The sequence below is a fragment of the Pseudonocardia sp. ICBG162 genome (assembly GCF_020496225.1).
GTDB lineage: Bacteria > Actinomycetota > Actinomycetes > Mycobacteriales > Pseudonocardiaceae > Pseudonocardia > Pseudonocardia alni.
Window position 1 is genome coordinate 444,619 of the sequence record NZ_JAHLJD010000017.1, and the last position, 14,345, is coordinate 458,963.

The 14,345-nt window shown below is 74.6% G+C and carries 19 protein-coding genes; 8 read left to right on the forward strand and 11 right to left on the reverse strand.

Annotated features, from left to right (window positions below; translation table 11 throughout):
- Positions 1-6 precede the first annotated feature (6 nt).
- Positions 7-405: a DUF3040 domain-containing protein gene (locus tag KPL60_RS16160; protein ID WP_226366340.1), complete on the reverse strand. Its 399-nt coding sequence runs from the start codon at positions 403-405 to the stop codon at positions 7-9.
- A gap of 141 nt (positions 406-546) precedes the next feature.
- Between KPL60_RS16160 and mgtE the strand changes: the two genes are divergently transcribed.
- Positions 547-1,872: a magnesium transporter gene (mgtE, locus tag KPL60_RS16165; RefSeq protein ID WP_226366341.1), complete on the forward strand. Its 1,326-nt coding sequence runs from the start codon at positions 547-549 to the stop codon at positions 1,870-1,872.
- Here the strand turns inward: mgtE and KPL60_RS16170 are convergent.
- Positions 1,836-2,933 carry a TerC family protein gene (locus tag KPL60_RS16170; RefSeq protein ID WP_226366342.1) on the reverse strand — a complete coding sequence of 366 codons (1,098 nt, stop codon included), beginning with the start codon at positions 2,931-2,933 and terminating at the stop codon, positions 1,836-1,838. The genes mgtE and KPL60_RS16170 overlap by 37 nt on opposite strands.
- A 297-nt stretch (positions 2,934-3,230) precedes the next feature.
- A complete protein-coding gene (locus KPL60_RS16175; RefSeq protein ID WP_226366343.1) occupies positions 3,231-4,364 on the reverse strand; it encodes an SDR family oxidoreductase in 1,134 nt (377 codons plus the stop codon).
- Between the two features lie 122 nt (positions 4,365-4,486).
- On the opposite strand from KPL60_RS16175, the gene KPL60_RS16180 reads away from it, so the two are divergent.
- Positions 4,487-4,891 carry a MerR family transcriptional regulator gene (locus KPL60_RS16180; RefSeq protein ID WP_226366344.1) on the forward strand — a complete coding sequence of 135 codons (405 nt, stop codon included), beginning with the start codon at positions 4,487-4,489 and terminating at the stop codon, positions 4,889-4,891.
- Here the strand turns inward: KPL60_RS16180 and KPL60_RS16185 are convergent.
- Entirely contained in the window at positions 4,888-5,160 is a 273-nt protein-coding gene (locus tag KPL60_RS16185) for a hypothetical protein (protein ID WP_226357961.1), read from the reverse strand. The two genes, KPL60_RS16180 and KPL60_RS16185, sit on opposite strands and share 4 nt — an antisense overlap.
- Before the next feature lie 207 nt (positions 5,161-5,367).
- On the opposite strand from KPL60_RS16185, the gene KPL60_RS16190 reads away from it, so the two are divergent.
- The 3 genes from KPL60_RS16190 to KPL60_RS16200 all read left to right on the forward strand — a co-directional run bounded on the left by KPL60_RS16190 (position 5,368) and on the right by KPL60_RS16200 (position 7,108).
- Positions 5,368-5,550 (forward strand): DUF1508 domain-containing protein, encoded by a 183-nt coding sequence (locus KPL60_RS16190; RefSeq protein WP_178374004.1) that lies wholly within the window; start codon positions 5,368-5,370, stop codon positions 5,548-5,550.
- A 99-nt stretch (positions 5,551-5,649) separates the two neighbouring features.
- Entirely contained in the window at positions 5,650-6,114 is a 465-nt protein-coding gene (locus KPL60_RS16195) for a nuclear transport factor 2 family protein (RefSeq protein WP_226366345.1), read from the forward strand.
- Between the two features lie 178 nt (positions 6,115-6,292).
- Positions 6,293-7,108: a sigma-70 family RNA polymerase sigma factor gene (locus KPL60_RS16200; protein WP_226357963.1), complete on the forward strand. Its 816-nt coding sequence runs from the start codon at positions 6,293-6,295 to the stop codon at positions 7,106-7,108.
- A gap of 59 nt (positions 7,109-7,167) precedes the next feature.
- Here KPL60_RS16200 and KPL60_RS16205 read toward each other — a convergent pair whose 3' ends face one another.
- The gene (locus KPL60_RS16205) at positions 7,168-7,965 is read right to left on the reverse strand and encodes an SDR family oxidoreductase (RefSeq protein WP_226358040.1); all 798 of its coding nucleotides are present in this window, start codon (positions 7,963-7,965) and stop codon (positions 7,168-7,170) included.
- A gap of 278 nt (positions 7,966-8,243) precedes the next feature.
- Here KPL60_RS16205 and KPL60_RS16210 point away from each other — a divergent pair, with 278 nt between their 5' ends.
- Entirely contained in the window at positions 8,244-8,603 is a 360-nt protein-coding gene (locus KPL60_RS16210) for a TraR/DksA C4-type zinc finger protein (RefSeq protein WP_226366346.1), read from the forward strand.
- A 63-nt stretch (positions 8,604-8,666) separates the two neighbouring features.
- Here the strand turns inward: KPL60_RS16210 and KPL60_RS16215 are convergent, their stop codons facing one another.
- The gene (locus tag KPL60_RS16215; RefSeq protein WP_161152328.1) at positions 8,667-9,245 is read right to left on the reverse strand and encodes a type 1 glutamine amidotransferase domain-containing protein; all 579 of its coding nucleotides are present in this window, start codon (positions 9,243-9,245) and stop codon (positions 8,667-8,669) included.
- A 158-nt stretch (positions 9,246-9,403) separates the two neighbouring features.
- Here KPL60_RS16215 and KPL60_RS16220 point away from each other — a divergent pair, with 158 nt between their 5' ends.
- Together KPL60_RS16220 and KPL60_RS16225 are read left to right on the forward strand one after the other, a co-directional pair.
- On the forward strand, positions 9,404-9,886 hold the full coding sequence (locus KPL60_RS16220; protein WP_226366347.1) for a helix-turn-helix domain-containing protein: 483 nt from the start codon (positions 9,404-9,406) through the stop codon (positions 9,884-9,886).
- A complete protein-coding gene (locus KPL60_RS16225; protein WP_226366348.1) occupies positions 9,883-10,407 on the forward strand; it encodes a PaaI family thioesterase in 525 nt (174 codons plus the stop codon). Before KPL60_RS16220 ends, KPL60_RS16225 begins: the two co-directional genes overlap by 4 nt.
- A 53-nt stretch (positions 10,408-10,460) precedes the next feature.
- Here KPL60_RS16225 and KPL60_RS16230 read toward each other — a convergent pair whose 3' ends face one another.
- From KPL60_RS16230 to KPL60_RS16250, 5 genes are all read right to left on the reverse strand, one after another.
- Positions 10,461-11,021 carry a hypothetical protein gene (locus KPL60_RS16230; RefSeq protein WP_226366349.1) on the reverse strand — a complete coding sequence of 187 codons (561 nt, stop codon included), beginning with the start codon at positions 11,019-11,021 and terminating at the stop codon, positions 10,461-10,463.
- 184 nt (positions 11,022-11,205) lie between these two features.
- Positions 11,206-11,547: a nitrile hydratase accessory protein gene (locus tag KPL60_RS16235; protein WP_226366350.1), complete on the reverse strand. Its 342-nt coding sequence runs from the start codon at positions 11,545-11,547 to the stop codon at positions 11,206-11,208.
- Positions 11,544-12,131 (reverse strand): nitrile hydratase subunit alpha, encoded by a 588-nt coding sequence (gene nthA, locus KPL60_RS16240; protein ID WP_224401978.1) that lies wholly within the window; start codon positions 12,129-12,131, stop codon positions 11,544-11,546. The genes KPL60_RS16235 and nthA overlap by 4 nt, the downstream gene beginning before the upstream one ends.
- Complete coding sequence (locus tag KPL60_RS16245; RefSeq protein ID WP_226366351.1) at positions 12,128-12,850, reverse strand: SH3-like domain-containing protein; 723 nt, start codon at positions 12,848-12,850, stop codon at positions 12,128-12,130. The genes nthA and KPL60_RS16245 overlap by 4 nt, the downstream gene beginning before the upstream one ends.
- On the reverse strand, positions 12,851-14,185 hold the full coding sequence (locus KPL60_RS16250) for an MSMEG_0569 family flavin-dependent oxidoreductase (protein ID WP_226366352.1): 1,335 nt from the start codon (positions 14,183-14,185) through the stop codon (positions 12,851-12,853).
- Positions 14,186-14,345: the final 160 nt, after the last annotated feature.

A 14,345-nucleotide genomic window follows, 5' to 3' on the forward strand; every position in this document is an offset into this window, starting at 1 on the left:
CGCGGGTCAGGCGCGCTCGTCGTCGCGGCCCTCGGCCTGCTCCCGGGCGGCGTTCTCCCGGTGCGCACGGACGGCGATCCAGGCCATCGCGGCCGGGATCCCGAGCAGCAGCCCGAACGACAGCAGCCCGGCGACCCAGTCGCCCGGCACGATCACCAGCACGATCACGGTGATCGCGACGGCCTGCAGGATCCGGTCGGCGCGGCCGCCCGCGGCGCGCGTGGGCCGGTGCGGCGCGGTCAGCTCGGTGTCCAGCTCCGGGTCGGAGCGGCGCAGCTCCTGCTCGAGGCCGGAGAGCCGGAGCTCCTCGTCGCGGTCCAGGGGGCGCGCCACCGGGCGTGGGTCGGGGTCGCCGGGCCCGCCGCCGGGCGACGGCGGCGGCAGGGGCGGGGGTGTGACGGACATCGTGACCTCCTCGGTGCCACCGACCGGGTTCCCGCTCCCGGGGGCAGTCATCCGGGATGTGCGGTAGACGTCACCGATCCTACCGAAACGGACATACTCCTGCCGCTGCACGCGTCGGGCCCCGGCGGCAGGATCACCCGCATGGAACGCTGGACCGATCTCGTCGAACGCCACGACCCCGCCGGAGTCCTCGACCGGCTCGACGGACGGCCCGCCCACGAGATCGCCGACGCGCTGGCCCGGATGGAACCGGTCGACGCGGGCTGGGTGTTCCGGCTGCTCGGCAAGGACCGCGCGCTCGACGTGTTCGAGGAGCTCGACCCGGTCGACCAGCAGGAGCTGCTGGCGGGGCTGCGCGACGACGCGGTGACCGCCCTGGTCGAGGACATGGACCCCGACGACCGCGCCCGGATGCTCGGCGAGGCGCCGGCCAAGGTCGCGAACCGGGTGCTGGCCGGGCTGTCGGCCGGGGAACGGTCGATGACCGCGGCACTGCTCGGCTACCCCGACGGCTCGGTCGGGCGGGTGATGACGCCGGAGACCGTCGCCGTGCCGCTGCACAGCACCGTGACCGAGGCGCTGGCCGTCGTGCGGCGCAAGGGCGCGCAGGCCGAGACCGTGTACACCCTCGCCGTCACCGACGCCGGACGCCGGGTGACCGGCACCGTCTCGCTGCGCGACCTGGTGCTGGCCCGGCCGGACGTCGCCGTCGCCGAGCTCGTCGACGACGGGGCCCCGCGGGTGCGGGCCACCGACGCCGCCGAGGACGCCGCCCGCCTGATGGGCGAGGCGAACCTGCTCGACCTGCTGGTCGTCGACTCCGAGGACCGGCTGCTGGGCCTGCTCACCATCGACGACGCCGTCGAGATCCTGGAGCGCGCCGACACCGAGGACGCCGCCCGCCAGTCCGGTGCGGCGCCGTGGTCGGGCCACTACATGTACGTGCGGGTCACGAAGCTGGCGCGCACCCGCGCGGTGTGGCTGGCGGTGCTGCTGCTCGCCGCAGTGCTGACGGTCAACGTGCTGCAGATCTTCGAGGACGCACTCGAGCAGGTCACCGCGCTGGCGCTGTTCATCCCGCTGCTCGTGGGCACCGGCGGCAACGCGGGTGCCCAGTCCGCGTCGGCGGCGGTCCGGGCGATCGCCGTCGGGGAGGTGCGACTGGCCGACCTGCCCGCCGTGGTGTGGCGGGAGCTGCGGGTCGGGCTGCTGCTGGGCACCCTGCTCGGTGCGCTCGGACTGGCCGTCGCGTCGCTGCTGGTCGGGTTCCAGGTCGCCGTCGTGGTGGCGGTGACGCTGGTGGCGATCTGCGGCTGGGCTGCGACGGTCGGCGCGACGATGCCGTTGCTGGCCCGCCGGGTCGGGATCGACCCGGCGGTGGTGTCCGCTCCCCTGGTCACGACGCTCGTCGACGCGACCGGGCTGCTGATCTACTTCTCGGTCGCCCGGGTGGTGCTGGGGATCTGACCCGCGTCCACGGTCGCGTCGTCCGCGCCGTCGGTGTCGGGTCCGGCGACCTCCGGGGAGGCCGCACCGTCCCCGGCGGCCGCGGCGCGACGCCGGGAGACGACCAGGCTCGCGACGGCGGCGACGGCGATCGTCCCGGTGATGACCAGCAGCGACAGCCAGATCGGCACCTCGGGCACCGGCACCGGCTGCCCGTCGTTGATGAACGGCACGTTGTTCTCGTGCAGCGCGTGCAGGGTCAGCTTCACGCCGATGAACGCCAGGATCACCGCGAGACCGTGCGCCAGGTAGATCAGGCGCTCCAGCAGGCCCCCGATGAGGAAGTACAGCTGGCGCAGGCCGAGCAGGGCGAAGGCGTTCGCGGTGAACACCAGGAACGGCTCCTGGGTGAGGCCGAAGATCGCCGGGATCGAGTCGAACGCGAACAGCAGGTCGGTCAGCCCGATGGCGACGATGACCAGCGCCATCGGGGTGAGGAGCCGCTTGCCGTCGACGCGGGTGACGAGCTTCGCGCCGTCGTACTCGGTGGAGGTCGGCAGCACCCTGCGGACCAGGCGGATCAGCTTCGAGTCACCGGCGTCGGCCTGCTCGTGGTCGTCCGACGACATCGCCTCGCGGATCTGGGACCAGGCGAGCCAGAACAGGATGACCGCGAACAGGTAGAAGACCGCGACGAACTGCTCGATGATCACGGCGCCGACCGCGATGAACGCACCGCGCATGACGATCGCGATCGCGATGCCGATCAGCAGCACCTTCTGCTGGTGCACCTTCGGCACCGCGAAGCTGGTCATGATCAGCAGGAAGACGAACAGGTTGTCGACCGACAGGGCCTTCTCGGTCAGCCAGCCGGCCATGTACTCGCCGCCGTACTGCCAGCCCGAGAAGACACCGACGCCGACGCCGAACAGCAGGGCGATCGCGATGTAGCCGGCCGACCAGATCGCCGACTCGCGCAGCGTGGGCTCGTGCGGGTCGCGGGCGTGCCCGACGAAGTCGAACACGAGCATGCCGACGACGACGGCGAGCGTCGCCAGCCACACCCAGAGGGGAACGTTCATGACAGGGTCCTCCAGCGCAGGTAGGGGCGCTGAAGGTCTCCTCCGCCCGCCGCGGTGACCGCGGTGGACCGGCGCAACCGGGACCGGCTCGGGCCGGTGCCGTGATGACGGCGACGCCGTGTTCGGGAGTACTCCCCTTCGACTGTGCAGAACGCTAGGGCATGACTCCGGGTTCCGACAGTGGGGGGTACGCGAGTCTCATCACATCTGTCCGTTTCTGCCGATGATCTCACCGGGCGGGCGGCGTCGTCGTGGGCCCGCGGGGTGGCCGCGAGACCGGCGGGCGGGGCGCGGTCCTCAGCCCGCGGCGAGCCGGACGGTCGCGGCGTCGCGGGCCGGCTGCACCGGACGCGGGGCGGCGGGCAACCTGCGGACGGCGGCGCGGGCCGTCGCGGAGGCGGCCGCCCGCGCGGCGGCCGGGCGGACCGCGGCGGCCCCGGTCCCGGCCGGACCGGTCACGACGGGCAGCGGGCCGGTACCCGACACGCGCGGCGCCGGGACGGTCGCGGCGGCGACGTGCGCGGGCCGCGCCGGCTCCTCGGGGAGGACCGGCGGCACCGGCGTCGCCGGGCCCACCGCGTGCACCGCGACAGCCGGCTGCGGCCGGGCCGGGGCGGGCGCGTCACGGAACGGCGTCGGGACCGGCGACGGCCGGGTGTGCCCGCTCCCCCGCTCCAGGCGCTCGCAGCGCTCCCGGCCCCGGCCCGCCACCCGCGCGGCCAGCCGCAGCGCGGTGCGCGGCGCCTCCAGGTAGCCGACCAGCGCCCGGTACACCCAGCCCGGCGCGGACAGCGTGCGGCCGCGGGCGAGGTCGTCGAGCGAGCGGCGCACGACATCGCGGGGGTCGAGCCACAGCGGGCCCTGCGGGTCGTCGTCGGTCCGGATCCGGCCCGCGGCGACCGCGGTGACGGTGACGCCGGTGCCGTGCAGCGACGCCGCGACGGTGTCGCTGAACGCCAGCACCCAGGACTTCGACGCGCCGTAGGCGTTGCCGCCCGAGGCCAGGTACCCGGCGAAGCTCGCGATGTTGAGCACGCCGCCGCGGCCGCGGGCGGTCATCGCCGGGACCGCGGCGCGGGTGAGGCGCATCAGGGCCGTCACGTTGAGGTCGATCTCGCCGGTCAGCGCCTCGACCGGCGCCTCGGCGAAGACCGCGTCGGTCTCGACGCCCGCGTTGTTGACCAGCAGCTCGATCGGCAGGTCCCGGTCGGTGATCCGGCGCTCGACGGCGGCCAGCCCGGCCGGGTCGGTGAGGTCGGCGGGCAGGATCTCGACGATGGCGCCGGTGGCGCGGCCGATCCGCTCGGCGACGTCGGCGAGGCGGGCGGCGTCGCGCGCCACGAGGACGACGGACCATCCGCGCTCGGCGAGCTCGTGGGCGTAGACGGCGCCGAGCCCGCGGCTCGCTCCGGTGACCAGTGCAGTCGGCATGTCGACGACGCTAGGGACGGTTCGCTGTGGCGCCCCTGAGAAGGCCCGCCCCGCTGAGAGCCCGCTGAGACCGGCCCCGCCCCGGCGGTACGGTCGGGGCCGCACGGTCGAGGGGAGGTGGTGTGGTGCAGCAGATCGGTGAGGTGGCCACGCGTGTCGGGCTGTCGCTGCGCACCATCCGGCACTGGGACGAGCTGGGGCTGGTCACGCCGTCGGCCCGCAGCACCGGCGGCTTCCGTCTCTACACCGAGGACGACGTCGAGCGCCTGCGGTTCGTCAAGACGCTCAAGCCGCTCGACCTCGGCCTGGACCAGATCCGCGCGCTGATGGCGGTGATCGACGGTGCCCGCGCCGACCTCGACGCGGGCCGCCCGGTCGGCGACGACGCCCGGGACCGGCTGGCGCTCTACCGCACCGCCGCCGAGTCGCGGATCGAGGCGCTGCACGCCCGGATCCACGGGCTGGAGCTGCTCTCCCGCGAGCTGCGGGCGCTGTCCGAGCCGCGGACCGGCGACGCGGACGACTAGCGCGGCGACGGCAGTCCGCGCACCGCGCCGAGGTCCTCGGGCACGTCGACGTGGCGCCACAGGTCGTCCAGCCCGGTCAGCGGGCGGTCCGGCAGGGCGGCGTCGAGCACCTCGTGCAGACGGGCCCTGGCGTCCTCGGCGCGGGCCGCGGCCAGCAGCGCCGCACGGGGCACCGGACCGTGGCCGAACAGCTCACCCACGAAGTCCAGCACCTCGACCCGGGTGACCGGTACCCGATCGGGGTCGGCGGGACGGTCGTCCTGACCCACGGCACCCTCCCCTTTCCGCCGGGACGGCCCGGCACGTGCACCGGCCGGACTGCCGGAGGACCGGACTCTACCCTCACGCGCCGGGAGGGTTGCCCGGCCCGCCCCGACGAGGGGCACACTCCGTTGCCCGTCGCAACGCCATCTGGGCTAACGTGCGCGGCCATCCGCACCAACCAGCGGTGGTCGATCAAGCCGAGGAGGCCCCCTGTGGCAGGCAAGTTCGAGGTGTACGAGGACCGGGGCGGGAAGTTCCGGTTCCGGCTGAAGGCGAGCAACGGGCAGGTCGTCGCCGTCGGCGAGGCCTACGAGAGCAAGTCGGCCGCCCACAAGGGCTGCGAGGCGGTCCAGCGCGCCGCCGAGGGCGCCACCGTCGTCGAGACCGACGCCTGAGCGGACCTGCCGGGGCCGGTGTCGCGGCCCCACCGGCAGCCCGCCGGACGCGTCCGCTCCGAGACGGGTCGGAACGCCTCCGGCGGGTAGTCGCGCACCATGCAGCGACACACCGCACCGCACGACTCCGGCCGCGACCACTCCGGCCCCCAGGACACGGGACTCACCGACCGGCGGGTCCGCGCCTTCGCCGACGCACTGCAGGCGTTCGAGCGGGACGGCGGGGCGGAGGACCTGCTCGCCCGCTTCCGCGACGGTGCGACGGCCGAGCGCCTCGACGGCCGCGGGGCCCGCACCGATCTCGGAGCGTTCTGGCAGGAGTACCGCTCTCCGTTCGACCACGTCGCGACGACCTTCCGCCACGCCGTGCAGACCGAGGACTCGGTCGCACTGGAATGGCACAGCGACGCCGTACTCGCCGGGGGTGGCCCGGTGACCGTGCGCGGTGTCACCGTCCTCGATCTCACCGACGCCACCGACGAGGACGGCCTCGGCACGGTCACCGCCCTGCGCACCTACTACGACACCGCGGTGTTCGTGACGCCGCCGCACGCCCGGGCCTGAGCCGCACCGCGGTCCCCCGCCCCGGGTTGTGGACCGCACGGGCCGGGGTTACGGTCGGGCTGCCGGAACCGGGCACGCAGGACACCGCCGACGCGGGTCCGCCCGCCCACCGGTCCACACGAAATCCGTTCAACCGTGCAGCGGACCCCGCACCTGCCATCGGCGATTGCGAGGGACCATGCGAAGTCCCACTCTGCCCACCCGGCCCGCGACGACCTCCCGCGACGGCCGACGGGGCTACGACGACCTCATCCCCGATCTCGACCAGCTGGCCGGGACCCCGCCGGGCACGCCGGGCCGCGATGCGTTGCGCGAGTACGTGATCCGCGAGTTCCGTCCACTCGTGCGCAACCTGTCCCGCCGCTTCGCCGCCCCCGGCCGGGGCGTCGAGGACATCGAGCAGGCCGGCATGCTCGGTCTGGTCAAGGCGGTCGACCGCTACGATCCGTCGTCGGCGACCGGCGGCCCGCTCGGCTACCTGGTCCCCAGCATCCGCGGCGAGATGAAGCGCCACCTGCGGGACTACTCCTGGGCGGTGCGGGTCCCGCGTGACCTGAAGGAGCTCGCCGTCACCGTCGGCCGGGTCGCCGACGAGATGGGGCAGCGCCTCGGCCGCCCGCCCCGCCCCTCGGAGATCGCGGCCGAGGTCGGCGTGCCAATCGGCGAGGTCGTCGATGCGCTCGGCGCGCTGGAGTCGCACCACGCCAAGTCCCTGGACGCGCCGGTCGGCGACGACGGTTCCGGTGAGGGCCTGTCGCTCGCCGAGCGGATGGGCTCCGACGACCCGGCCCTGGACCTCGCGGCGCACGGCCCCGGAATGCGGGCGGCGCTCAACGAGCTGCCCGAACGGGAGCGTCGGATGCTGGTCCTGCGCTTCTACGGCGACCGGACCCAGTCCCAGATCGCCACCGAGCTGGGCATCTCGCAGATGCACGTCTCGCGACTGCTGTCACGGACCCTCGCGCGGCTGCGCGAGCGGCTGGCCGACGACTAGAGCTGGCCGACGACTAGAGGAGCCCCGCCGGGCCGCAGGCCGCGGCGGGGCCCGGACGCTCAGCCCGGCAGGGTCTCCCCGCCGACCGGTGCGAGCACCTCGCCGGTGTAGTACGACGACAGCCGCGGCGCCGCGAAGAACACGAAGGACGGCGCGATCTCGTCCGCGGACGCGGGACGACCCATCGGGGTCTGCTCGCCGAACCCGTCGACCGTGTCGGGCGGCATCGTCGCCGGGATCAACGGCGTCCACACCGGACCCGGGGCGACGCAGTTGACCCGGATGCCGCGGGGGGTCAGCGACTGCGCGAGCGAGTAGGTCAGCGACTGCACCGCGCCCTTGGTGGCCGAGTAGTCGATGAGGCTCCTGTTCCCGCGCAGGCCGTTGATCGATCCGGTGTTCACGATCGCGCCGCCGTCGGGCAGGTGCTCCAGGGCCGCCTTCGTGACCCGGAAGTAGCTGTGGATGTTGACCTCGAAGGTCCGCAGCCAGGCGTCGTCCTCGATGTCGGTGAGCGCGTCGACCGGTTCCTGGGTGGCGACGTTGTTCACGACGGTGTCGAGCGCACCCAGCTCCTCGACGGTGCGCCGCACGATGTCGGCGCAGTGCGCGGCGTCTCCGAGGTCCCCGGGAAGGGTCAGGCAGCGCCTCCCCTCGGCGCGGACGAGCCCGGCGGTGTGTTCGGCGTCGTCGTGCTCCTCCAGGTAGGCCAGGGCGACGTCGGCGCCCTCCTTGGCGAACGCGACGCACACCGCGCGCCCGATGCCGGAGTCACCACCGGTGACCAGGGCGACGGTGCCGGCGAGCAGGTCGCGGCCCTGGTAGCCGCGCATCTCGTCGCGGGGCCGGGGGTCCATCGCACCGGTGTCACCGGGCGGGCTCTGCTGCTGGGCGGGCGGACTGTCGGACACGGGGCTCCCTCTCGATCGGTCCGTGACCGGCGACGGGACGAACCCGTCGACGGGCCGGGACGGTGCGCCGGCGGTGCGACCGGGGAGGACCACGGCCGCACCCGTCGGCCACGCCGCGCCTACCCGCGTCGCCCGGGGGGAAACGGCGTGCGTGTGCGCGCCCGCCGGTGGGGTAGTCCGGTTCCCGTGCGGCCGTCCGGTCGCGCGGCACGAGAGGAGACCCGATGGACGCGCAGCGGGCACGCACCCTGCTGACCGAGGAGCTGGACCAGCTGGAGGACAGCTCGGCGGTGACCGAGCGGCCGGCGCCGGGTGACGACCGCGTCGGCGAGGGTCTCGACTTCGGCGACGAAGGCTCGCGGGCCTACGAGACCATGGCCCACGACCTCGACGAGAACACCCGCCGGGCCCGCACCGCGCGGGTCCGGGCGGCGCTGACCCGTCTGGACAAGGGCGAGTACGGACGCTGCGACGTGTGCGGCGAGCAGATCGACGACGAGCGGCTGGAGGCACGCCCCGACACCGACCGGTGCCGCGACCACCCCGAGGACGTCGCACAGATGGCCGGCCCCGTCGAGGGCTGACCCGGACGCGGACGGGCCCGGCCCCCGCTCGGGGTGCCGGGCCCGTCGCGTCGTGCGGGCGGGTCAGGCGGTCGCACCCTCCGGGTGCACCGGGTGCTTCCCCTCGGCGAACTCCTCGATCAGCTTCGCGCAGAACGCGTCGAGGTCGTCGGGGTTGCGGCTGGTGACCAGGCCCTTGTCGTTGACGACCTGCTCATCGACGACGGTCGCGCCCGCGTTGCGCAGGTCGGTCCGGATGCTCGGGAACGACGTGAGGGTGCGGCCCTTCACCACGTCGGCCTCGACCAGCGTCCACGGGCCGTGGCAGATCGCACCGACCGGCTTGCCCGCCGTGAAGAAGGCCTTCACGAACGCCACCGCGGTGGCGTCGGCGCGCAGGTTGTCCGGGTTCACGGTGCCGCCGGGCAGTACCAGCGCGTCGTAGTCGTCGGCGGACACGTCCGCGACGGCCCGGTCGACGTCGAGCTTCTCGTCCGGGTTGATGTCGGCCGACATGGACTGGATCGGGTCCGTGGACAGCGAGACCACCTCGACCCGGGCCCCGGCCTTCTGCAGCTCCTCGCGGGGCTGGACCAGCTCGACCTTCTCCACGCCGTCCGCGGCCAGGATCGCGACGGTCCGGCCCTGCAGTTCGTTCGCCACCGTGGGTTCCTCCTCGGTCTCGTGCTCGTGTGTTGTCCCCTCCCGGCTTCCCGCTGTGCGCACGATCAATCGCGCACGACGGGACCGGGCACTGTCGCCGTCCGCCGCGCCGGGCTACTCTGCCTCCTGAGTAGCGCAGCGATACCCAGGAGGCGGGGATGGACGCACGGACGGCGGCGGCGTCCCAGGTGTGCTCGGTGGCCCGCACCGCGGCGCTGCTGGCCGACCCGTGGACGGTGCTGCTCGTGCGCGACCTCGGCCGCGGGGTCACCCGCTTCGACGAGCTGGCCCGCGGCCTGGGCGTCGCACGCACCGTCCTGAGTCGACGACTGTCCGAGCTGGTCGGCGACGGCGTCGTCGAACGGGTGGACTACCGCGAGCCCGGCGCCCGGACCCGCGCCGAGTACCGCCTGACCCGCCGCGGCCGCGACCTGGGCGTGGTCCTGGCCGCGCTCATGGACTTCGGCGACCGGCACCTCGCCGGCGACGCCGGCCCGCCCGTGGTCCGCGTGCACACCGGCTGCGGCGCCCCGGTGCGCCTGGTGAGCGTGTGCACCGCCGGGCACCGCCTGGGCCGCGCCGACGACGTCCACCTCGAACCGGGCCCCGGAGCCCCCGTCACCGATCAGGAGCCACGATGACCTCCGCAGCAGAACCCGTGACCGATCCGGCCACCACGCGCCGCCGCGAGCACGAGTGGACCGACCCGATGGTGCTCGCCGCCGCCGCGTCCGGTCTGGACGGACTGGAGTACCTGCGCCGGATCGTCGACGGCCGCCTCCCCGGGGCGCCCATCGCGAGCCTCGTCGGGTTCCGAGCCGTCTCCGCCGAGCACGGGCGGGTCGCGTTCGCCTTCGAACCCGGCGAGCACCAGTACAACCCGATCGGCTCGGTGCACGGCGGGGTGTACGCCACGCTGCTCGACTCCGCCTGCGGGTGCGCGGTGCACTCCACGCTCCCCGCCGGGACCGGCTACACCAGCCTGGACCTGTCGGTGCGCTTCCTGCGCCGGATCACCGTCGACACCGGCACCGTGACCTGCACCGGCCACGTCGTGCAGGCCGGGCGCCGCACCGCGCTGGCCCGGGCCGAGCTGACCGACGCCGAGGGCCGGCTGCTGGGCGAGGCCACGTCGAGCTGCCTGATCCTGCCCGGCGGCTGAGCCCGCCTCGGCGCGGTGCGACCGGGCCCCGGGTCGACCCCGGAACGGTCGGCTCAGCGCGGCGCGACCGGGCCCTGGGTCGGCGCGGTGCCGGAGCGGTCGGCGCGCTGCGCGGCCTCCACGCAGGTCGCGGCGCGGACCGCGCCGGCCGCGTCCGGGCCGGTGGCGTAGAGCGACGGCCCGGGGAGCTCGGGGGTGAGGGCACGCGCGTCGTCGGTGACGGCGGCGAAGCCCTGCCGCCCCCACACCCACACGGCGCGGTCCCCGGCGCCGCGCAGCGTGCCGGTGATCGGCGCCGAGACGAACGTGAGGTCCCCGTCGGTCGCGGTGAACCGGTCGGCGCCGGGCACCGCACCGAGCGGGAGCGCCCCGGACAGCGCGTCGACGAGGGTCCCGCGGGCGGGGGTGCACGAGCGCAGCGCGGCGGCCGGGTCGTCGACGGCGAGCCGGGCGAACTCGGTGGCCGGGTCGATCTCGCGGGACGCGCGCGCCTCCCCCGGTGCGACGAGCGCGCCGAACCCGACGACGACGGCGGCCAGCACACCGGCACCCACCAGCAGGACCCCGGCACACCAGGCGACGGTCCGCAGGACCACCGACCCGGATGCGCTCATGGCACCAATCTATCCGCGTACCGGGGCATCGGCCCCGCTGAAACATGATCGGTTACCGAGCGGTGACACCGGCCGGGTCGCGCACGACCCCGATCGGGTCGGCACGGTTCCGTTCCACATTCGTGTGGGGTAATGCGCGGAATGAGATCACCGGACCATTCCGTCACCACCGGTATGCATTCTCCTACCGAACGTGACCGTGGCCGTGACCGGCGTGGTCGTGGTTGTGGTCGTGACCGGCCGGGCGGGCGGCGAGGCCCGCGGCGCGGGTGGACACGTCGTCCCCGTCCAGCCGGCCCGCGGCAACGAGCGCGTCCTCGCAGGCGGCGAGCCAGCAGCCGTAGTAGGGGGCGGCGATCCGCGCGACCAGCCGGTCGCGGAAGCCGTCCCAGGTGAACACCCCCGCCTCGGCGAGCGCGACGGCCAGCCCGAACGCGCGTCCCTCCCAGGGCGCGGTGAACACCAGCTCGCCGTTGGCGCGCGGCGGGGCGGCGGGGCCCGCGACGTCGAGCAGTGGAGCGCTCACGACGGCTCCACCGCCTCGGCGACCCCGACCATCGCGTCCCGCCCGACCAGCCCGGCGAGCTGCTCGGCGGTGAGTCCGTCGGTGCCCGCGGGCCGGCGCGGCAGCACCAGGTAGCGGACCTCGGCCGAGGAGTCCCACACCTCGATCCGCCGCTCCGGGGGCACGTCGAGCCCCATCTCGGCGAGCACGGTCCGCGGCTCCCGCACGACCCGGGCGCGGTAGGCGGGGTCCTTGTACCAGCTCGGGGGCAGCCCGAGGACCGGCCACGGGTAGCAGGAGCACAGCGTGCAGACCACGACGTGGTGCACCTGCTCGGTCTGCTCAAGCACCACCATGTGCTCGCCCTGCGGTCCGGTGAACCCCAGCGAGGCGATGGCCGCGGTGCCGTCGCGCAGCAGCCACTCCCGGAACCGCGGGTCGGTCCAGGCGCGGGCGACGACCGTCGCGCCGTTCAGCGGGCCGACGTCGCGTTCGTAGGTGCGCACGAACCCGTCGACGACGGCCGGGTCCACCAGCCCCCGTTCGACCAGCAGCTCCTCCAGCGCCGCGGTGCGCAGCGCCGGACCGGGATCGTCGTCGGTCATCGTGGCTCCAGGTAGGACTCGAACAGGTCGGCGTGCACGGTGACGTGCGGGTCCGCGCCGGGGCCCCACACGTCCGGTGCGGCGAACGCGACGGTGTACACGTGCTCGGGGTGCTCACCGGCGAACACCGCGTGGGTGTCGGGCAGCACGTGTGAGGGCCGCACCGCGGTCACGGCGCCGGGCGTCCCGCGCAGGTAGCGCGGGAGCTTGCACGGCCCGCGGCCGACCGGGCCCGCCGACGGCGCGGGCGGGGCGACGTCCGGGGGCTCGCGGCGCGCGCGGACCGGGTCGCCGGGGGCGAAGCGCGGGGCGGCCTCGACGGTCCGCAGCGACCCGGGCGCGGTGGGCGCGTAGTCGGGCTTCGCGACCGGAGGGTCGGCCGGCTCGGGCACGTCCTCGCCGCGACCGCGCCGGGCCCGTGCCTCCACCGCGCCGGGCGCCAGGACGCCCGAGTCGACGAGCATCAGCTCGGCGGCGTGCAGCCAGCGGCCGTAGTAGCCGTCGTCGAGGTAACGGGTGCGGTCCAACCGGGACAGTGCGTGCCGGAACGCGTCCAGGTTGCGCCCGGAGATCCGGCCCATGGTCAGCGCGGTCATGGCGAACGCCCGCCCCTCCCAGGGCCGGGCGAAGGGCGGCTCGGGCTCGACGTCGGGCGGGGCGACGACCCGCCCCCAGCCCGTCGTCCCACCCAGGTCGGCCGGGTCGGCGGAACCGTCCACTCAGGACCCCAGGGCGAGGACGTTGCAGACGTCGCCGCGTCCGCCGGTCGAGGTCAGGCCGCGCTGCGAGCGGATCCGCTCGGCGAGGAACGCCGCGTCGGCGCCCACCCCGGAGAACCGCCCGGACCCCCAGGTCCACTGCCAGGGCAGGCCGAGGAAGAACAGCCCGGGGACACCGGTCGCGCCGCGGCTGTGCACGGGCGAGCCGCGGCCGGTGAACACGCCCAGGTCGATCCAGGAGAAGTCCTGCCGGAACCCGATGCACCAGACCACCGAGGTGATCCCGGTGCCGGCCAGCGCCAGCTCCGTGACCTCGCGCTCCGGGCGCCACACCGGGGTGTAGCGCTCCTCGACCGGGGCGTCGATCCCCTCGTCGGCGATCCAGCCGTCGATGGTGTCCTTGATGGACTCGCTGACCTCGTCGGCGTGGTCCAGTGAGGACTCCAGGTCGGGGGCGAAGGTGAGGCTCCCCGCGGCGTGGTCGGTGAGCGCGCCGTAGAGCCGCATGCCCTCGGCGGCGAAGCGGCGCAGGTCGATGTCGCGACCACCGTCGCGGCCGGTCACGTAGTGGTTGGCCTGGGCGCGCACGGCCTCGCGGCGCGGGTGCCGGGTCACCGGCATCCGGTAGTAGCCCATCTCGTCGAGCCAGTCGGTGACGTCACGGCCCCGGTAGAAGCGGGCCACCCGCGGCGCGTGCCCGACGACGAGGTGCACCCTGCGCCCCTCCAGGTGCAGGTCCTCGGCGATCTGGGCGCCGGACTGCCCGGATCCGACCACCAGCACCTCCCCCGGCGGCAGCTGACCGGGGTTGCGGTAGTCCTGGGACCCGATCTGCGTGATGCCGGCCGGCAGCGGCTCGGACAGCGGCGGGGTGAGCGGCGTGTGGTACCCGCCGGTGGCGACGACGACCTGGTCGGCGGTGCACGTCCCGGCGGAGGTCTCCACGACGAAGGTCCCCCGCTCGTCGCGGTGCAGCCGGGTCACCGCGACGCCCTCGAGCAGCGGCGGGTCGACGAACGCCCGGTAGGCCTCCAGGTAGTCGACGATCTCGCCGCGGACCATGAACCCGTGCGGGTCCGGCCCGGCGTAGGGGAAGTCCGGCAGGTCGCACTGCCAGTTCGGCGTGACCAGGCTGAACGTGTCCCAGCGGTGCCGCTTCCAGGAGGAGGCGACGACGTCGCGTTCGAGCACGAGGTGGTCGATGCCGCGCACGTCCAGGCAGCGGCTCATCGACAGCCCCGCCTGCCCGCCGCCGACGACGACCACCGTCCGGTGCTCGCCGTCCAGCCGGGCGGGCGGGGTGCGCCGGTCCTCGCGCCGGATCACCGCGGTCATGGGGCCTCCTCGTGGGGGATCAGGGGAACGGCCCCACGGTCGACCCGTCGTATTACCGGATCGTGTCGTTCGGACGACGGGAGCATTGCCCCGTGTTACGCAACACGGCGGTCACACAAGGCGGATCCGGAATTGTCGTCGTAGTCCGCTCTCAACGTTC